This is a genomic window from Paenibacillus sp. cl130 (assembly GCF_900116035.1).
GTDB classification, from domain to species: domain Bacteria; phylum Bacillota; class Bacilli; order Paenibacillales; family Paenibacillaceae; genus Paenibacillus; species Paenibacillus polymyxa_B.
On sequence record NZ_FOYG01000006.1, the window covers coordinates 41,655 to 61,071 of the forward strand.

A 19,417-nucleotide genomic window follows, 5' to 3' on the forward strand; every position below is an offset into this window, starting at 1 on the left:
ATGAAAGGGTGGTTTATCAGCAAGATCCTGTATCTGATATCGTCCCGTTATGCGTTCCATCAGCCTGTAACAAGGAAGATTGGGATGGGCGAAAAGTCTCAATTGGCGCATGCACAGGCAAATCCGACGTCATCTCTTCCCCAAACACATGTCGGAACACTTCGGTAACCGACTGTACGGGGATGACTTTTAAACCCTCAATGCTATCAAAAAGAGCTTGCCAGTTATCCTGCGGAATGATCACTTTTTTGGCTCCCGCCTGAAAAGCGGCTTCAACCTTGGCTAATACACCACCAATCGGTTTGACACGACCATGGATGCTAACTTCGCCAGTCATAGCAATTTCATGATCTACCGGGATTCCCCGCATCGCGGAAGCAATAGCTGTTGCCATCGCAATTCCTGCGGACGGGCCATCTACCGGCGTACCCCCGGGAAAATTGATATGCAGGTCGTAATTCGACGGAGCCAATCCGAGCGTACGCAAAACGGTCAGAACATTTTCCACAGAACCTTTAGCCATGCTCTTACGGCGCAATGTGCGGGACCCACCTCCGATTTCTTCCTCGTCCACGACCCCCGTAATATTATAGCTTCCCTTTCCCTCAGGAACCGGAACCGCGGTAACTTCAATTTCCAGCAGCATTCCCATGTTCGGGCCATATACAGCTAATCCATTAACGAATCCGATTTGCGGCAAACCCGGTATTTTTCGGTCAGGACGCGGCTGAATTTGACTGCTGCCCGCTACCCATTCCACGTCGGAAGCATTGAGACGTTCCCTTTTCTCGGTAAGTGCCAAACCAGCAGCAAGCTGGATCATATTGACCGCCTCCCGACCGTTCGTGGCGTAACGCTGTACAACTTCTACCGCCTCAGGACAAGGACCAAAGCCTAGCTTGTGGACAGCGTCCTCAGCAATACGGGCAATCTCCTGTGGCTGCAAGGCACGGAAATAAATTTCCATGCACCGGGAGCGAATCGCAGGTGGCAACTCATGCGGCGAACGGGTCGTCGCACCTACCAAACGAAAATCCGCTGGCAAACCGTTTTGGAATATATCGTGGATATAAGCAGGAGTATGCGAATCTTCCGAGTTGTAATACGCACTTTCCAAAAATACCTTGCGATCCTCCAGCACTTTCAACAGTTTATTCATCTGCGTTGGATGCAGCTCACCAATCTCATCAATGAACAGCATACCCCCATGTGCCTTCGTTACAGCTCCAGGCTTAGGCTGCGGGATACCCGCCACCCCCATCGCTCCTGCCCCTTGATAGATTGGATCATGTACTGAACCTATCAGCGGGTCCGCAATACCGCGCTCGTCAAAGCGGGCCGTCGTGGCATCAATCTCCGTGAATTTGGCATCTCCCTTGAACGGGGATGACAGATTCTTCTTCGCCTCTTCCAACACCACGCGTGCAGCAGCCGTCTTCCCTACACCCGGCGGGCCATAAATAATGACATGCTGCGGATTCGCACTACATAACGCCGCCTTGAGCGCGCGCAATCCGTCCTTCTGACCCACGATATCCTGTAATGTGGCAGGACGTGTGCGTTCAGCCAATGGTTTGGTAAGTGAAATTGAACGCAATTTGCGTAGCTTATCTAATTCCTTCCGGGATTCTCGATCCACCGCACTACGGTTCGTTTTCTGGCTCCGCAGGAGGTTCCAGAAATACAGACCAATAACAATCCCGAAAAACATTTGCACCAATAACAAAATCATAGTCAAGTCCATCGTATTTCCTCCGTTTCTCATCTCAGCAATTTGAAAAATGCCGCTCTATGAAAAACAGTATTTCCTTTTCCGCGATAGCTAAACGGCGGTCTTTCAAAAGATCAGAGAGAAATACAAAAACACCGCGAAGAACAGTTCTGTAGCAGAGCTGCTCTCCACGGCGTATAAATGATGACAATAGATTATGACTATGCCTCTTTATAATAACTGCTTTTGCCTACACCTTCTCGGCGGTATGACGTTCTTCACGTCCAGGGATTTTCCCTGTTTCCTCATATGCCTTGACGATGATATCAATTTCTTTTTTCAATTCCTCGACCATATCAGCCTCAGGTACTTTGCGAATCATTTTTCCATAACGGAACAAAAGGCCTTCACCGCGCGCTCCGGCAATTCCGATATCAGCTTCCTTCGCTTCACCCGGGCCATTCACTGCACAACCCAGTACTGATACTTTAATCGGTACCTTGAGTTTTGCAATGTAGTCTTCTACCTCGTTAGCAATAGAGAACAGATCAATATCCAGACGTCCGCAAGTCGGACAAGAAATCAGTGTAGCTGCGTTTGTGATCAATCCAAACGTCTTGAGCAACTCACGTGCTACCTTCACTTCTTCCACCGGATCGGCGCTGAGCGAAATACGCATTGTGGAGCCGATGCCTGATGCCAGCAAAGCGCCCATACCTGCCGCGCTTTTAACCGTACCCGTAAAGAGCGTCCCAGCTTCGGTAATACCCAGATGGAGCGGATATTTAATAATTTCAGCTGCCTTCGTGTAAGCGGCAATCGCCATAGGAACATCAGACGCCTTCAATGACACGATAATGTCATGGAAATCAAGCTCTTCCAGTATCCCGATATGATACAGTGCGCTTTCTACCATCGCTTCTGGCGTAGGGTAGCCATACTTATCAAGTAAATGCTGTTCCAACGACCCGGCGTTCACACCAATCCGAATTGGAATCCCTTTTTCCTTACATGCCTTAACGACAGCTTCCACTTTTTCACGTCGTCCAATGTTACCTGGATTAATGCGAACCTTATCAATTCCATTTTCAATTGCCAGTAGAGCCAGCTTGTGATTAAAGTGAATATCTGCAACCAGCGGAATATGAATCCGTTTTTTTATTTCCTTAATGGCAGCGGCAGCTTCCTCATTGTTGACAGTAACCCGCACCAGTTGACATCCGGCTTCTTCCAAACGAAGAATCTCGGCTACAGTTGCTTCCACATCTGCTGTTTTGGTTGTACACATGCTTTGGATGATGACTTCATTGCTGCCGCCAATCGTCAGATTCCCGACTTTTACGGGACGTGTGTCTTGTCTTAAGAACATGTACTTTTCTCTCCCATTAACGCCAAACCTCCACCCCTTAAAACCTCATACAGGTTTAGTGAAGTGGAGATCCGGCTTCTCATGTTTTAGAGATCGCGAAGTATCAATCCTTAGGCGCTCTCTTCTTGTTTTTTATCCTTATCTGTACCACCGAGTTCCGGTGCGATTTTATCTTTTACAACCTGCTCATTGATGACGCAAGTAGTGATATCATCACGGGAAGGAACCTCATACATCACATCCAGCATAATGCCTTCAATGATCGCACGAAGACCACGGGCACCCGTGTTACGCTTGATGGCTTCACGGGCAATGGCTTCCAGAGCATCTTGCTTAAACTCCAAAGTAACATTATCCAGTTCAAGCATCTTCTGATACTGCTTGACTAACGCATTTTTCGGCTCAGACAAAATACGAACCAATGTGTTCTCATCAAGCGGCTCCAGCGTAGAAATAACCGGCAAACGTCCTACAAACTCCGGAATCAGACCGAATTTCAAAAGATCCTCAGGCAATACCATTGAAGTATATTCGCCTGGTTTCAGATCTTTTTGTTCGCTAGTAGCGTTAAAGCCGATGACCTTTTTACCGATACGGCGTTTAATCATTTGCTCCAAACCATCAAAGGCACCACCGCAAATGAACAGGATATTCGTGGTGTCAATTTGAATGAACTCTTGATGTGGATGCTTGCGACCGCCTTGCGGAGGTACAGAAGCAACCGTGCCTTCCAAAATTTTAAGCAACGCCTGCTGTACACCTTCACCCGATACGTCACGCGTAATGGACGGGTTTTCGGATTTGCGGGCTACTTTATCAATTTCGTCAATGTAGATAATGCCGCGTTCGGCTTTTTCCACATCATAATCGGCAGCTTGAATCAGTTTCAGCAAAATATTTTCAACGTCTTCACCCACATAACCTGCTTCCGTAAGGGAAGTGGCATCTGCGATAGCAAAAGGAACGTTCAAAATTTTAGCCATGGTTTGCGCAAGCAACGTTTTACCCGAACCTGTAGGTCCAAGCATCAAAATGTTACTTTTTTGCAGTTCCACATCATCAATTTTGTTTTGAGTATTAATACGTTTGTAGTGATTATATACCGCTACAGACAACGATTTTTTCGCTTGATCCTGACCAATGACATATTGGTCCAGAATGTCACGGATTTGCATTGGTTTCGGAATGTCTTTCAGATCTACTTCTTCTTCATGACCCAGTTCCTCTTCTACAATCTCCGTGCATAACTCAATGCATTCGTCACATATATATACGCCCGGTCCAGCAACAAGCTTGCGAACCTGATCCTGAGATTTACCGCAGAAAGAACATTTCAATTGTCCTTTTTCATCATTAAATTTAAACATAGAGCCACCCCTTTACAGATTAATCGGTTTAGACAGCACCTGGTCAATGATACCGTATGCTTTTGCCTCTTCCGCTTCCATGAAGAAATCCCGGTCAGTATCACGTTCGATTTTTTCGAGGGGCTGACCCGTACGCTCTACATAGATTTGATTCAGCTTAGCACGTGTTTTGATAATCCAGTCCGCATGAATCAGCATATCGGAGGCTTGCCCCTGAATGCCACCGAGCGGCTGATGGATCATGACTTCACTGTTGGTAAGTGCGTATCTCTTGCCTGGTGCACCCGCTGTTAGCAGCAACGAACCCATACTTGCAGCCATGCCTACACAGATCGTCGATACGTCCGGCTTAATGAATTGCATTGTATCATATATACCCATGCCCGCAGTTACAGAACCGCCTGGCGAGTTAATGTACAAATTAATATCCTTCTCTGGATCTTCCGCAGAAAGGAACAATAGCTGTGCAATGACGAGATTGGCGACATCGTCATCAATCGGGCCACTTAGGAAAATAATACGATCCTTAAGCAACCGCGAGTAAATATCGTAAGATCGTTCTCCTCGATTCGTTTGTTCCACAACCATAGGGACGAGACTCATCACGACCAACCTCTTTTCTTTATTAAAATGAACACCTGTATTCATCCGCTTCCTTATGTCCCATTAAAACGGAAGCAGCAAGCATGAAACGTGAACACCTTACAAAATATTTTAACATGTTCAGAGTCTCGTGTCATATTTGCATGCGCTCATATATGCAGTGCGGGCTGTTTAAAGTACACTCTGCCGAGACCTTCTCATATTTAACCATGTTTCGTATGTATGTGCAAATATACGGTAGTGACTTATGTAAAACAAGAAAACACGACTCACAGCACTTTCCATAAACGACTAAAATTTGGGTTACCAAAGGTAAAAATAAGGCACGTAACTTTCACTACGTGCCTTATCCCTATCTAATTGCTACGTTGCAGCTTGTTACAGCATACTCCGTATATTTATCGTCTGAATTATTCAGCAGCTTCAACTGGCGCTTCTACTTCTTTGCTGTTTTCCACCAACAAAGCAATTGTTTTGCGCAGTGAAATTTCTTCTTTCAGGTTAGCGAACGAGCCGTTACCTTCCAGAATGCTGCGGATTTCCTCAACTGAACGTTTGTAAGCTTCAGCCATGTTTTTCAGTTCTTCATCAATTTCCGCTTCGGAAACTTCGATGTTTTCTGCTTTAGCCACTTGCTCCAGCACGAGGTTGTTACGTACGCGCTTCTCAGCATCAGCTTTCATTTGCTCTTCCAGGTCTTCCTTGCTTTGACCAGAGAATCCGAGGAACATTTCAAGGTTCATACCTTGGCTACGCAAACGGTTGTCGAAATCGCGAACCATGTTTTGCACTTCGCTCTTCACCATTGCTTCAGGAATGTCGATTGTTGCATTCTCAGCAACTTTCTCCACTACAGCACCCTCACGGGCTGCTTTAGCTTCGTTTTCCTTACGATCCAACAATTGCTTTTTCAAGTCTTCCTTGAATTCAGCCAGTGTGTCAAATTCGCTTACATCTTTAGCAAATTCATCGTCCAGTTCAGGAAGAACTTTGCGTTTCAGTTCGTGAACTTTCACTTTGAATACCGCTTGTTTGCCAGCGAGGTCAGCAGAATGGTAGTTCTCAGGGAACGTTACTTCAACGTCCTTGGAATCGCCAGTGTGCAAACCAACCACTTGCTCTTCAAAACCAGGGATAAATGTGTTAGAGCCCAGTTCCAAAGAATACTTCTCAGCTTGTCCGCCTTCGAACGGCACACCGTCCACGGAACCGTCGAAGTCAATAATAGCTGTATCACCGGATTGAGCAGCATCTTCATCAACGACAACCAATTCAGCATGACGTTGTTGCAGGCGCTCCAGTTCTTGAGCCAATTCTTCGTCGCTTACTTCGAGTTTGCTTACAGGCACTTCTACGCCTTTGTAATCGCCCAAAGTCACTTCAGGTTTAACAGTAACTTTCGCTTTGAACTTGAAAGATTCGCCTTTAGCAAATTGATCAATTTCAACGTCAGGGCTGTCAACCGGGAAGATGTCCGTTTGCTCTACAGCTTGGCTGTAAGCTTCTGGCAACAGGATGTCAATTGCATCCTGGTACAGACTTTCAATACCATAGCGTTTTTCAAAGATAGGACGTGGTACTTTACCTTTACGGAATCCTGGTACACTTACTTGTTTTGCCACTTTATTAAAAGCTTTGTCGAGTGCAGCGGCTACACGATCCGCGTCAACCTCAACTTCAAGAACCCCAAGGTTCTTCTCTATTTTCTCCCAAGTTGCTTTCATTTTATGCTTTCCCCTCCAACAAAATCTTCACTTAGTTTTCATTACAATCAACGCACACAAAATAACCACTATAGTATATCTAACATTACTGTCTTTTTCAAGAGCAGCCCTTTGAATGCTTCACAGGTAAACGTTTCCGGTCATTAAGGAGTGTTCATTCCCGCCGCTACGAATAGTCGCATCGAGCGATACGCCTGCTCAAAACGGAAACGCAACGCATCTGTAATGCCATATATAGCACGGGTTTCTTCCTCATTATTATTTCCGTTCAAACTTTCCGAAACTGTCTGGTGGAGTGCTGCAGCCCAAATATCCGGCATTCCGTCCTCTTCCACCAACATTGATCTATAATCTTTCGTACCGTATACTGCCATCACAAACTGTGACCACAGCTCCTGTGCAAAATAGAATAGTGTAGGCTCGTGCACCTCAGTCTGATCGGCCACCCGTTCCAAAATACGCATAATCGACTCTGGAAAATCACCTGGCTGTAACGGAACCGTTTCAATGTCGATTTCCGCTTGTTCATCACCCCGTCTGATTTCTATCGTCCCTTCCGTTCCGCGTCGTCGCATTGTCTGTAGAACACGGAATTGAAGTAAAGGATGGATTTCCCGTTCCGTAATCCAGCGAAGCAAGGCATCGTCGATTTCTGGGAGTTCCAGATAGGACAACTGCTCCAATGCTAAAATCGTCTGTTCGGATAAGGGTTCATCCATAGCCATCCGCAATAGCTTGTTGCCGTAGCCTGCATCCTGCTCCTGCTTAAAGCGTGCATGACGGCGAGCTAACTCTACTTCACTGACTTCTTCTTCCACAGCGTCCGTTACCGCCCCACTGTCAGCGTACTGTGGAAATGCAGCTTCCAGCCATTGTAATAGAGCGTTCCATTCATCGTACTGCTTCTGCTCCTGTCCCTGACACTGCATTAAAAAACGCAGCATCGCCATCGCCTCTCCGTAACGTTCGTTTTCAAGCATCACAGTAAGTTGAATTTGATAATAGTCCAGTGTCTTCGGAAACAATACAATATTATTTTCTTTTGTCGTCACCTTGGAGTCCTTTATTCAAGGCACCCCCTCTCCTTCGCAAGCTCAAGTATTTGTAGATTATATGAGAAACAGTAGCCGAAGTCCAACCACTCGTCTTACACATATTCACCTGTATTCTAACATACCCTTTTATAAGGCAAAAAAAACTACGTCTACTCAGAATTTATGCTGTATAAAGCTTAAATAAGCGATATATGCAAAATAAGACTTGAATTTCTTTTATCCATATGATATATTAATATTCGCTTGAATTTTATGTCCCAGTAGCTCAGCTGGATAGAGCAACGGCCTTCTAAGCCGTCGGTCGGGGGTTCGAATCCCTCCTGGGACGTCATAACAAGAAGCTTCCATAATGGAGGCTTTTTTTGTTCTCATGAGATAAACCACGGGGGAACGTCGGGCCATCGGCATCGTTAGCCTATACTTCGCAGTCGACCATAGGAGAGTTCTCTCCTGATATATTACACCAAAAAAAGCTTCCGCAAGGGAGCTTTTTTTCATTATAAATAATGTAGAAAGAGTAGTCTGCCCAACGCTACTTTAGGCGCTGGTTTCAAGTCTCTACTCTTTCAAAAAAACGCAGAAATTGCTATCATCTATCATGTTGCACCATTTTTAAGTAAAGGAGGTAGACTGACTCCCTTGATTACGAATAACCTCCAAAAGTCGCGGGAAATTCATCGTTTTCTTGCCACTTTGCTTTCTATATTAGGTACTGGATTGGGTATGTTTTATCTCGCCATTCCTTCCTATATGATTGGAGGAGCGGCTCTTATCATCACACAGGGAATTCTGATCTATTTTACAATGTTTTCACTCGGATACCTGCTTATTATCTCGGGACCGTTGGCCATTTTTTTTCACATTTTAGGCATTGTTTTTACAGTACGATCTTTTCAAATTCCACACCATGCGGAGAGAGCACCGACAGGTGTATCCTTGCCATCCAAATGGCGCACTTTACTCAGTCTCGCTTTGGGAGCTACACTTCTACTTCTTGCAGTCACAATGAAATACGTAGATATTATCGAGCCTTTTACACAAACAGGTGAAAATAAACGCAACGTAGCCGCAGAATCAGAGCAATATCTGGAGCAGAAATATGGAGAGGACTTTCAAATTCAAAATATTAGCTATCATAGTATTCCCTCTACTGAATATACCATGGAGGTGATCTCTAATCGTCATCCTTCCGTCCTCTTTAACATGACTAAGCGTCCTTATGAGGATGTCCCATTTAGAGAAAATTATCTTAACGCCCTTTGGGAGAGGTAACACGGATAAAATGATCAAAGAATACGACGATTTTAAACTGAATCCCAAAGCGGTCGGCGATCAGTATATTCGTATAATTGTATTCGAGGATCTAACTGACTCAGGATTGCCATTGGAAAAAGAACGAGTATTACAAACCGCGAAAGTTCTCAAGACAGTGTTGGCCGGAAATAAAGCCTCATTAGATATCGAATACTTCCCTTCGACTATGAATACCAAACAAAACCTTAAGGCAATAGAAATAAACGATTATATGTTTGGTCAGGACCATTTTGATGAAAAGACCTATGAAGTCCAGATAGAAGACATTTATAAACTTATGTCAACAAAGGATATACAAATCACATCGCTTGACCGCGTGAATTAGCAAGGAGATTAATCAAATGAAATTAATATCTTGGAATGTAAATGGCTTAAGAGCCTGTGTGACCAAAGGGTTTTATACTTATCTAAAAGAAACAAATGCCGATATTTTTTGCGTACAGGAAACGAAGCTTCAAGAAGGTCAAATCCTCATGGAGAACATGGAGGAATACACACAATACTGGAATTATGCTGAGAAAAAAGGATATTCCGGCACGGCTATTTTCACCAAAATCAAGCCGCTCTCTGTGCATTATGGACTTGAAGAAAATGAAGAACCGGAGGGCCGAACCATTACTTTGGAATTCGAAAAATTTTATCTCGTCAATGTGTACACACCAAATACCAAACGGGACTTATCCCGACTGCCCTACAGACTGGAATGGGAAGACCGTTTTCGCAGCTACCTGCAACAACTGGATGCTTTGAAGCCTGTCATCGTTTGTGGAGACTTGAACGTAGCTCATCAGGAGATCGACCTCAAAAATGCCAAAGCTAACTACGGAAATGCCGGATTTACGCCTGAGGAACGGGAACGCATGTCACAGCTGCTAGACGCCGGATTTATAGATACCTTCAGATACTTTTATCCTGACCGGACGGATGTTTATTCCTGGTGGTCCTACATGCTAAAGGTGAGAGAAAGGAATATCGGCTGGCGGATTGATTACTTCCTCGTCTCGGAGAGACTTCGTCCGCTATTGATGGATGCGAGCATTGATTGTCATATTACAGGCAGTGACCACTGTCCTGTGATATTGGAGTTGCAAGATATTTCAGCATAGCCCCCCCCCTGCCTGGCACAAGGATTTATGAAGTCTTAAAAAGCCGTCATGCTCTGTTATTGCAGCATGACGGCTTTAATTAATGGAGCTATTTCCCCAAATATACCTCGATACGGGAAATCAACCGCTCTCTCACATCTTGCGCCTCTTTTTGATCTAATACAGCCTGGCTTATCGTCTTCTTTTCGCCACTGGCGTAATGCAGTACATACTGGGTCACTATGCATTCCGGTGCATAAGTATCCTTGCGATCCGTATTAAAATAAGTCACCTGGCAGCTTCCGAGAAAACAGAAAGATAGCTCACCTGTAGCTGTGAACAGCCAGCCTGGCAGCTTGGGCTCCAGTCTCAAGGATAGGCCCCTATGATCATAGCCAAACGGTTGCCCGCCGGTCATCATCCATATCCACATATGAATAAATTCTGCCGTAGATCCGCTCAGCCTCGCAATATATCCCGTTCCATGCAAACTTGCATCAGGATTAGCAATACTAGCAATAAAGGAGCTGTTCTCCAGCGTGCTTCTTCCGTAGACCTCTGGGTCCATAAAAGGCGGTAACGCTTTTTTAATGTCTGAAAAAAATTCAGTGTATAGACCCGCCCTTAAGCATTCAAGTAAATATTTGTATTCCATATGCATAAATATAGATTCATTTTCCAGCCAACCCGGTGTAAAAGCTCTGGAACGACCGAGTTCGAATGGCTGCCCCGCCAGACTTTCATTCACCTTATACATGCCCAGCTTCCCGTCGTAAAGTCCACTCTGCCTGATTTGCCGATACAGCTTCTGCCCATTTACAATGTCACCAACCACTTTCATAGCCCGGGTCGGTCCCTCCAGAAAATATGGTGTATCCTTACGTTCGAAGGAATGTATGTTTACGAGCTTGTCTTCGCAGTCATCCTCCTGTACCTCGAATTCTCTGGCTTCATAATAAAAGAAGGTTGGGTATATCCCCTCACCGATAAGCAGAGCCTTATCCATCCCCTGTTGGAGCTTACGTTCAGCCTGGCGCAAAAACACCAGCACATCATCAAACGCTAGTGGTGTTTCTACCCCTTCAAATCCAAAACGAACTGTTTCTCGATACGCTTCTCTAGCATCGGAAATTCGTGACCAGAAGCTGTAATCCTTGCTTTCATTCCTGTAATCAGCCTCATCAGAAGCGTGGTAGTATTCCTCCATTGTGAACCTCAGCTGTTGGATTAACTTAGCAACTTCTCGCGGCAACCGTAGCACAGAATCGCCCAAAAGCTTCACCTGTGCATGTATTAAAAATCTTACGAGTCGCTGTAATTCACACAGTTCACTGAATCCAGAAGCAAACAGCCCCGGAAGTCCGTTCATGGAATCATTCCATCCCGGCTTGCCCGCCTCCATCTCAATTCCCAAGCCCTCCGGGTCCAGCGTGGACAGCTTGATGGCTGCCAATGACAGCAGCTTTTCATATAAATTGGACTTATAAATCTCTCCGCTTCCATGTTCGGTTCGAACCCAATGAACATCGCGATCCCGGGCGTGCAGCTGAGCTTCTTTCTCCTTGCTCTCTACGACCGCCCCGTACTGACGGATACGTCCGTCCTTCATCTGCACGTATTTGTTTCGACGTGGCTGTACCCATGCCGGACTGTCGTAATACATGTACTCTCGGGTCGCGAGCAAGAGTTCCTCTTGTTTGTCCGGATAAATACTTAGATAACTTTCGATGAGATCCATGTTATAAGTCCAATGGTCGATCCAAAAACCTTCACCAAAATCAGCCTCATAGCATTGTTCGGAATGCTTGAGAGCTTCGGTTACAAACGTCTCAACCGTTTGCTTTAGCGCGATGTTGTCATGAATGATATGTTGAATCAGCTCACCCGGGGTGAACGACGATTGGAAAAAAGCACGCAAAGACGAATGATCTGCCACCTCCACCTGTCCTAGCAACGGTTCCAGCTCTCGTATTTGAAAGCTACACCCCTTTACAACAAGCGGATTATAGCCGTCTGGCTGAATCAGGCTCATAAACAAACGGATATTGAAATCTCCTATGCTGGGGTTAAACCACACATCATTTCTCCGGTTCTGGTTCGCATCTCGAAAATTACCATTTCCTTGAGAATAATATCCCGCCTGGAGCTTAAAGAAATTATAGTCCCGTTCCAGATCCCCATGCTTGCGGGAAAATACATGATATACAAATGGTTGCTCGGTGCCGTTGTCCAGCAGCAATGGATAACCACCGCGTAACAGGTTATCCAGATAGTTCTGACGGCAGTATTCGTCAAATAACGGAATGGATGTCCGCGTTGCCATTTCATCCGTCAACTCTTCGATCAACGCTTTGGCTTCCTCCGCCTTCCGCTCAATATAAGACATGGTTGCAATTTCCGTAATCCGTTCATTGATAGAGTGAATATCATTCACATGCCCGATGATCGTACAGTGATTGACGGCAGTACCTGCCGCTAGTCGTGCTGTGTAGCCGCTAAACCCACAAGGCACTTTATTCGTCGTCACAGGCTGCTGTGAAACCAAGTCTTCGACGCGTGAATGGATAAAGCGATCCGGGAAGGTCAGTGCCGTATTTTCACCAAAGATTACGGACGGATCGACAATTGGACTCAATAGCCTGGTCTTGCCCTCCTCCTCCACAAAGCTGTACATAAAATGTCCCGCTTCAATTTGATGAATCTCACTTGTATCCGCTGTACTTCCACGTACCTTATAGTAAGGAATGCTATTGTTGAGATTATACACATCCATCCAGCTTTTCAGTGTATGTCCAAGCTCCTTGTATGCCGCATTATCAATACCGAAGGGCAGCACGGCAGGCATGCCGTCCAGCACCTCCAGTTCAAGCTCTTGAGCGGAATGATTGACAATCTCCACCTTGCGCACCAAAGCAGCGTAACTTTCATGAGGAAGCGTGAAATATTGCACACGTACCTCAAGCCCTGTGTCTGGATTAGAGCTGTGTATTTCGAGCATGTGGCGGGATATCAGCATTTTTTGCTGTTCACGCTCCACAGGATGCACAGCCGAAAATGGCTCCACATAGCTCCACTTCCCCTGCATCTTCACCTTTAAAAACGTTCGAAAGCCATGTATCGGCACAAGACTATAGCTGCGGTTGGCCGGAAAAAACTCCATGATTGCTCCATTCTTATCCTCTACACCAAAGCTTGCGATTCCTTGCCCACGATTAACATAATACGCCCACAGAGGAATCCCCTGAACCCCAGCAATACCGGGTAGAAAACTGGAAAAGGGCTTGGCCTGCGCATAATTCTCAATCACAAAACGTCCTTGATTGTCAAAATAATACTGCTGCATCGTATCCCCCTTTTCTATTTAAAACCCGTTATTCGCCATCACTTGTTTGAACCACAGCGCACTTTGTTTGGGAGTCCGTTCCTGTGTGTCGTAATTGATGTGTATAATACCGAAACGTTTGCTGTATCCCCAGGCCCATTCAAAGTTATCGAGGAATGACCAGACAAAATAGCCCTTAAGCTGACCTCCCTCCCCAATAAAGCGATGGCATGCCTTTAAATGTTCCTCAATGTAATGCTGACGCTCAATGTCCTCAATCTTTCCATTCACCAGTTCGTCCTTCATCGCTGCTCCGTTTTCCGTAATCAGGATAGGTAATCCCTTGGTAAAATCCTTCTCAATCCGCGTTAGCAGCTTATAAAAGGATTCAGGGTGAATCTCCCATCCCATATCCGTTACCGGTTCCTCTATGGAAATCTGCTCGACCTGAAGCAACGAAGCGTCTGTAGTCGCTTGAATGATACTGCGGGCGTAGTAGTTGATGCCCAAAAAATCCCCTGGCTGCTGAATCAGCTCCATATCACCAGGCTGTACAAAATCCAATCCGTTCAAGTGCCCCCCGTACCATTCCACCATATCCTCAGGGTATTTCCCGTTAAACAATGGCTCGGCAAACCAACGATTAATAAAACCATCCCGCCGGACAGCAGCGGCTACATCTTCGGGGTGTTCAGAGGCTGCATCGACATGCTCCATGTTTAGCGTAATACCGATGTTGCCCGTCAGGCCCTTTTCCTTGTGTAAGTTCATGGCTATCCCGTGACACATCAGAATATGATGAGCGGCAGTAAAGGCTTCCCTCCAGTTCTCGTGGCCGGGGGCATGCTCGCCTGTACCATAGCCCAAAATAGAGGCGCAGTAGGGCTCATTTATCGTATTCCACCAGCTTATACGCTGTCCAAATCGATCCATGATTACAGAGGCATACGTTTTAAAATGTTGGGTAATCTCTCGCTGCGTCCAACCGCCCTCGTCCTCAATCCACTGCGGTAGATCCCAATGATACAGCGTCAGCATTGGAATTAGCCCGGCCGACTCAATCTCATCCAGCAGACGCTCATAGAAGAGTAGCCCCTGTTCGTTAACCACACCGGGTGCGGGAATAATGCGCGGCCAGGCCACGGAAAAACGGTAATGTAAAAAGCCAAGTTGCTTCATTAATTGCACGTCTTCCTTAAAGCGGTGAAAATGGTCACAAGCCACATCTCCGCAGTCCCCTCCTATCACCTTCCCGGGTGCTCGACAGAAAGTATCCCAAATAGAAGGCGTTCTCCCTTCCTCATCCGCGCCACCTTCAATTTGATAAGAAGAGGTCGAAGTTCCCCACATAAACGTGGTGGGGAATGTATAGGTATTCTCACTCATACTCGGTATCATCCTTTCAGGTATCAAGACTTCACAGCTCCGGCCATTGCACCGCCGACAATAAAGCGCTGGAGGAAAATATACAAAATCACGAGCGGTAGTGTAACAATCAGAATGCCGCAAGCGAGCAGCGGCCAGTTGTTCATGTATTGTCCGTAGAAGGAGAACAATCCCTTGGTCACTGGCTGATAAGCAGGATCAGACAAATAAATAGTAGGACCTATAATGTCATTCCACGCCCCAATAGCTGTCAAAATAATGCCTGTCGCCAACACTGGCTTCATCAGCGGGACAAGAATCGTAAACAAATATCGTGAATATCCGCACCCGTCCATTGCAGCCGCTTCATCCAGCTCTCGGGAGACAGACTTGATATACCCTACAAACATCAGGAAGGCGATGCCGGTACCTGTTGTTTTCAGTAAGATAAAACCAAGCTGTGTATTGTAAAGTCCCAGACTATTAATAAGAGCAAATTGCGGAATCAGAGGATTCGGGAGATACATAGATATCAGGAAAAACACATAAAAGAAGGTACTGAACTTAACGTATCCCCGTGCCAACGGAAAAGCTGCGAACACGGATATAATCAGTGTTAATAACGTAGATACGCCTGTATACAAAATGCTATTCCACATGTATTGAGAGAAGTTCCCTTTCTCCCAAGCATCCATGAAATTTTCCAAATGTAGACTCTTGGCTAGAGCTACAGGATTCATCAAATACTCACTTTGAGTCTTCATGGATACATTAAAAAGGTAAAAAAGAGGGAACACATATAACGAAAGCATGAGCAGTACGATGATGTAGCTCAGTATTTTGGTCCCTTTGGTACTGCTCATTACATTTCCACCTCTCTTCTACGTAAGTAATACAAGGCAATCATCGATACTGTAAATACGAACACGAACTGGATCATAGCAACTGCGGAAGCAAGACCGTAATCTGACGTTCCAGTACCAAAGGCTGTTGCATATACATCAAACGCCAGGGTTGTTGTGTTGAATTTACCACCTGTCAGCACATAAATAATGTCAAAGGTCTGCAAGGCGCCGATAATGGACAGCAGCATATTGACGGTAAAGGACGGTGCAATCATCGGAAAGGTAATATTTTTGAACGCTTTCCATCCAGAGGCACCGTCCATATACCCTGCTTCATATAAGTCACTGGGGATAGATTGGAGTCCGGCTAAGAAAATAGTCATCGAGTAACCCATATACATCCAAATTTGCACAAAAATAATCAACTCAAATGCAATATTGTAATCCCCGAAGAAGTTAGAGCTCGTTCCAAAAAAGTTCATCAAGGCTTGCGCAGGACCCCCAAGCGGATTGGCAAGCAGCTGCCAGATCAGGCCGGATACCGTTACCCCGAGTACAACAGGGAGGAAAAATACAGAGCGATATAACATATCCCCTTTAAGCTTTTTATTAATCAGGACGGCCATGAACAGCCCTACCGCATTTTGAATTACAACCACCGCTACGGCAAAATACAAGGAACGTCCTATAGAAGCGAGACGATCTCCAGAATCGGAGGAGGTGAAGAAAGTTGTGTAATTCTCGAATCCGATAAAACTCCATGTCTGTCCCGGAACCCCGGTAGCATCTGTAAAGGAAAAAAGCACCGTTACCATAGAGGGTCCAAAACCAAGAAGCAAATAGAGCAGAACCGGTATACCCAGCAAAAGATAGGGCATTATCCGGGCCGCACCCTTTCCGAAGGGATACATGTGCCTCACACCTTTTTACATTATTTAAGGTCTTGCAGTTGCCCAATTGTTTTCCTGTAAAATCTATGCATTATTTAGGAGCAGCCGCATCCCAGTCAGCCTGAGATTTCTGAGCAAGTTCCAAAGGCGTCTTTATCGGACCAGCAGGAGCCAAGAATTCTGCATGTGCACTGGCATCCTTAACGTATTGCCCAGCATTCTTACGGTTGATAAACAACTGATCCCAAGAGAGCTTGAAGTTTTCAAGTGACGGCTGAATTTCAGCAACAAAATCACTTTTTATCTTCACATCAGGCTGTGTTGGCAAAAATCCAGCAACGTTCACGAAATCGGTATAGTTCTGCTTCTCAGAAAGCATTTCAAGCCATTTAATCGCATATTCCTTATTCGGTGATTTTTCCAGAACCATCCATGTCATATCGTATTTTCCTGCTAGATTTTTATTTTTGGCAGGATCATTACTACCTGGAATCGGGAAATATCCAAATTTCATCTCTGGATTGGCTGTCTGAATCGTAGTTGCATCCCATGTACCATCCGCAATCATGGCCACACGACCTGAAGCAAACAAGCTTGGCAAGGTTCCATAGTCAATCCCCATAAATCCACTAATGGCGTTGTTCATCAAAATTTGTGATTTTTCCAAAACCTCGAGCTGGACGGGGTCTGTCAGCTTCGTCTTACCTGTCCACAACCCTTTGATATATTCCAGCTGATCATCATGGATAGAGGCTTGAAGCCCTTGGACAGCAAGGTTAATAGGCCATACATCCTTACCGCCAAAACCAAGCGGTTCTACGCCATTATCCTTGAGCACCTTCATCACATTCACCAGTTCGTCCCATGTCGTTGGCACAGTAAGATTATATTTTTCAAAAATCTCTTTGTTGTAAAACAGACCTGTCAGGGCCACCTTTCCCATGTTTACACCGTATACTTTGTCGTTGTAGGTCATGGCATTTTTGACATCTGTAGGATTATAGTTTTTGATAAAAGCTTGATCCGACAGATCTGCAATGAGTCCTCCCTCAATCCACTGCTTCCACATCGGATCAGCTGCTCCCTTAGACCATTCCTGCGGTGCGCCTACGAAGCTGAATTTCAAAGGAATAATGTCTGCATCACCGGTTGAACCAGCATTCATACGCGTTTGCATCAGTTGATCATAAGTTGAATCAGCAGGAACCGTCGTATACTCCACCTGAACATCGGGATACTTCTCTTCAAACTTTTTATTAAATTCCTTTATATAGTTATTAATATTTTCTTGCTGCCAATGAATAATCTTTAACGTGACCTTTTTATTCCCGTTCTGTCCAGCTTCACCACCTTTGCCGCAAGCAGCCAATACCACTATTAAAGCGGTTACAACAAGTAAAGAAAAACACTTTTTCAGCATTGCAAAATTCCCCCTGTACTCTTAGAATAAATGCATTCACTTTTACGAAAGCGGTTTAGTTAATTACAGCTACTATTATGTATCGGATAGCCTGTATTTGTAAATAGAGAATTGTAAATTATCAAATAAAACATAAATCACCGTTATTACTCCTTGAAATATTAGGCAATATCCTTTATTCACACTGTTGACTCACTTCTATGAGGTAGCATAGAATACGAGTAATCATTAAGTTTGAAAAGCAAAGTCAATTTAACTAAATCAGTTTAGTTACGGAGGATTCCATGAATATAAAAACAATAGCTAGCATGGCAGGCGTTTCAGTGGCAACGGTTTCGAAAATCATTAACAATTACACGGACATCAGTGAGGAAACCCGGCAGCGGGTACTTAAAATCATGGAGGAAACAGGCTATAGACCCTCCTCCTCGGCTAAAACGCTTGCTACCAAAAAATCTAATCTGGTAGGCGTTATATTTGCCGGCAAGCTGAATGTTGATTTTAGTCATCCTTTTTTTGTAGATATCATTAATGTCTTCAAAAAACAGATTGGCTTGCTCGGTTACGATCTGCTGTTTTTTTCAAATGAGAAATTTCTGGATAATGGAGAGGACTATTTGGCTCGCTCGAAATATTTTTCAGTGGACGGGTGCATTATTATTGCTGGAGATGAGGTGGAGAAGAGTGTTTTTGATCTCGACGCCAGCCCTATCCCCTGCATCGGTGTCGATATTGAGCTAACCGGAGCTAGTTCCTGCTATATCATGTCCGACAATCAGAAGATTTCAATGAAGGTTGTTGAGCACTTTTACATGAATGGATACCGCGAAATGGGTTTTATAGGCATTGAACGCCCCTCCTTGGTTATTAAAGAGAGAGAGGAGGCTTTTATTGCTTCACTAAAACGGTTTAGTCTTGATGTCAGACCTGAATGGATCGTGTATGGTAAGGACTACGCGGCAGAAGATGGATACCAGATCGCGAAGGCGTGGATACAGCAAGGAAATTTACCAAAAGCTATTTTTGCGGCTACCGACTTACTTGCTTTTGGTGCCATACGTGCTTTCAAGGAAAGCGGCTTGAGGGTACCCGAGGATATTGCTGTAGTGGGATGTGATGATATAGAAGCCTGTCGTTATACCGAACCTCCACTGACGACGGTAAAACAAGACAAGCAAAAAATAGGCCGTCTAGCCGCTATGGTGCTGTTTGACCTGATGAATAAACAAATGGACACGAAATGTATTAAAGTAGAGCCGGAACTAGTCATTCGTAGCTCCTGCGGAGCCCGGCAACATTGGAACCATACGAAGGTCAAGAGTTAGCATATGCCTTAAAAAAGATGAC

At 45.1% G+C, this 19,417-nt stretch carries 15 protein-coding genes and 1 tRNA gene; 5 read left to right on the forward strand and 11 right to left on the reverse strand.

Features of this window, described 5'->3' with window-relative positions:
* Positions 1-16 precede the first annotated feature (16 nt).
* The 6 genes from lonB to BM358_RS16980 form a co-directional block, all read right to left on the reverse strand.
* Positions 17-1,744, reverse strand: a complete 1,728-nt coding sequence (gene lonB / locus BM358_RS16955) for an ATP-dependent protease LonB (RefSeq protein ID WP_023989970.1) — start codon at positions 1,742-1,744, stop codon at positions 17-19.
* A gap of 217 nt (positions 1,745-1,961) precedes the next feature.
* A complete protein-coding gene (ispG, locus tag BM358_RS16960) occupies positions 1,962-3,080 on the reverse strand; it encodes a flavodoxin-dependent (E)-4-hydroxy-3-methylbut-2-enyl-diphosphate synthase (protein ID WP_023989971.1) in 1,119 nt (372 codons plus the stop codon).
* Between the two features lie 110 nt (positions 3,081-3,190).
* A complete protein-coding gene (clpX, locus tag BM358_RS16965; protein ID WP_023989972.1) occupies positions 3,191-4,447 on the reverse strand; it encodes an ATP-dependent protease ATP-binding subunit ClpX in 1,257 nt (418 codons plus the stop codon).
* Between the two features lie 12 nt (positions 4,448-4,459).
* Complete coding sequence (gene clpP / locus BM358_RS16970; protein ID WP_016324659.1) at positions 4,460-5,050, reverse strand: ATP-dependent Clp endopeptidase proteolytic subunit ClpP; 591 nt, start codon at positions 5,048-5,050, stop codon at positions 4,460-4,462.
* Between the two features lie 410 nt (positions 5,051-5,460).
* Positions 5,461-6,774, reverse strand: coding sequence for a trigger factor (gene tig, locus BM358_RS16975; RefSeq protein ID WP_028541569.1), 1,314 nt, complete (start codon positions 6,772-6,774; stop codon positions 5,461-5,463).
* Between the two features lie 143 nt (positions 6,775-6,917).
* On the reverse strand, positions 6,918-7,826 hold the full coding sequence (locus BM358_RS16980) for a hypothetical protein (protein ID WP_023989974.1): 909 nt from the start codon (positions 7,824-7,826) through the stop codon (positions 6,918-6,920).
* Between the two features lie 257 nt (positions 7,827-8,083).
* Between BM358_RS16980 and BM358_RS16985 the strand changes: the two genes are divergently transcribed.
* The 4 genes from BM358_RS16985 (at position 8,084) to BM358_RS17000 (ending at position 10,249) form a co-directional block, all read left to right on the forward strand.
* Positions 8,084-8,157: transfer RNA gene (locus tag BM358_RS16985), tRNA-Arg, on the forward strand.
* Between the two features lie 311 nt (positions 8,158-8,468).
* Positions 8,469-9,101, forward strand: a complete 633-nt coding sequence (locus BM358_RS16990) for a hypothetical protein (RefSeq protein ID WP_028541568.1) — start codon at positions 8,469-8,471, stop codon at positions 9,099-9,101.
* A gap of 10 nt (positions 9,102-9,111) precedes the next feature.
* Positions 9,112-9,468, forward strand: coding sequence for a hypothetical protein (locus BM358_RS16995; protein ID WP_028541567.1), 357 nt, complete (start codon positions 9,112-9,114; stop codon positions 9,466-9,468).
* Positions 9,469-9,484: 16 nt separating this feature from the next.
* Positions 9,485-10,249, forward strand: coding sequence for an exodeoxyribonuclease III (locus BM358_RS17000; protein ID WP_023989976.1), 765 nt, complete (start codon positions 9,485-9,487; stop codon positions 10,247-10,249).
* Between the two features lie 88 nt (positions 10,250-10,337).
* On the opposite strand, the gene BM358_RS17005 is transcribed toward BM358_RS17000, so the two are convergent.
* The 5 genes from BM358_RS17005 to BM358_RS17025 all read right to left on the reverse strand — a co-directional run bounded on the left by BM358_RS17005 (position 10,338) and on the right by BM358_RS17025 (position 18,070).
* Positions 10,338-13,571, reverse strand: coding sequence for a hypothetical protein (locus BM358_RS17005; RefSeq protein WP_028541566.1), 3,234 nt, complete (start codon positions 13,569-13,571; stop codon positions 10,338-10,340).
* Between the two features lie 18 nt (positions 13,572-13,589).
* A complete protein-coding gene (locus tag BM358_RS17010) occupies positions 13,590-14,936 on the reverse strand; it encodes a GH1 family beta-glucosidase (protein WP_028541565.1) in 1,347 nt (448 codons plus the stop codon).
* A 23-nt stretch (positions 14,937-14,959) separates the two neighbouring features.
* On the reverse strand, positions 14,960-15,778 hold the full coding sequence (locus BM358_RS17015) for a carbohydrate ABC transporter permease (protein ID WP_028541564.1): 819 nt from the start codon (positions 15,776-15,778) through the stop codon (positions 14,960-14,962).
* Positions 15,778-16,671 carry a carbohydrate ABC transporter permease gene (locus BM358_RS17020; protein WP_028541563.1) on the reverse strand — a complete coding sequence of 298 codons (894 nt, stop codon included), beginning with the start codon at positions 16,669-16,671 and terminating at the stop codon, positions 15,778-15,780. Before BM358_RS17020 ends, BM358_RS17015 begins: the two co-directional genes overlap by 1 nt.
* Positions 16,672-16,741: 70 nt before the next feature.
* Entirely contained in the window at positions 16,742-18,070 is a 1,329-nt protein-coding gene (locus BM358_RS17025; RefSeq protein WP_028541562.1) for an ABC transporter substrate-binding protein, read from the reverse strand.
* 284 nt (positions 18,071-18,354) lie between these two features.
* Between BM358_RS17025 and BM358_RS17030 the strand changes: the two genes are divergently transcribed.
* On the forward strand, positions 18,355-19,395 hold the full coding sequence (locus BM358_RS17030; RefSeq protein ID WP_023989982.1) for a LacI family DNA-binding transcriptional regulator: 1,041 nt from the start codon (positions 18,355-18,357) through the stop codon (positions 19,393-19,395).
* The last annotated feature ends 22 nt before the right edge of the window (positions 19,396-19,417 follow it).

Excerpts from the sequence above, each read along its gene's own strand:
- ispG (WP_023989971.1), bottom strand. The coding sequence starts at position 3,080 with ATGTTCTTAAGACAAGACACACGTCCCGTAAAAGTCGGGAATCTGACG.
- BM358_RS17000 (WP_023989976.1), top strand. The coding sequence starts at position 9,485 with ATGAAATTAATATCTTGGAATGTAAATGGCTTAAGAGCCTGTGTGACC.
- tig (WP_028541569.1), bottom strand. The coding sequence starts at position 6,774 with ATGAAAGCAACTTGGGAGAAAATAGAGAAGAACCTTGGGGTTCTTGAA.
- BM358_RS17025 (WP_028541562.1), bottom strand. The coding sequence starts at position 18,070 with ATGCTGAAAAAGTGTTTTTCTTTACTTGTTGTAACCGCTTTAATAGTG.
- lonB (WP_023989970.1), bottom strand. The coding sequence starts at position 1,744 with ATGGACTTGACTATGATTTTGTTATTGGTGCAAATGTTTTTCGGGATT.
- BM358_RS17010 (WP_028541565.1), bottom strand. The coding sequence starts at position 14,936 with ATGAGTGAGAATACCTATACATTCCCCACCACGTTTATGTGGGGAACT.
- BM358_RS17020 (WP_028541563.1), bottom strand. The coding sequence starts at position 16,671 with ATGTATCCCTTCGGAAAGGGTGCGGCCCGGATAATGCCCTATCTTTTG.
- BM358_RS17015 (WP_028541564.1), bottom strand. The coding sequence starts at position 15,778 with ATGAGCAGTACCAAAGGGACCAAAATACTGAGCTACATCATCGTACTG.
- BM358_RS17030 (WP_023989982.1), top strand. The coding sequence starts at position 18,355 with ATGAATATAAAAACAATAGCTAGCATGGCAGGCGTTTCAGTGGCAACG.
- BM358_RS17005 (WP_028541566.1), bottom strand. The coding sequence starts at position 13,571 with ATGCAGCAGTATTATTTTGACAATCAAGGACGTTTTGTGATTGAGAAT.
- clpX (WP_023989972.1), bottom strand. The coding sequence starts at position 4,447 with ATGTTTAAATTTAATGATGAAAAAGGACAATTGAAATGTTCTTTCTGC.
- clpP (WP_016324659.1), bottom strand. The coding sequence starts at position 5,050 with ATGAGTCTCGTCCCTATGGTTGTGGAACAAACGAATCGAGGAGAACGA.
- BM358_RS16995 (WP_028541567.1), top strand. The coding sequence starts at position 9,112 with ATGATCAAAGAATACGACGATTTTAAACTGAATCCCAAAGCGGTCGGC.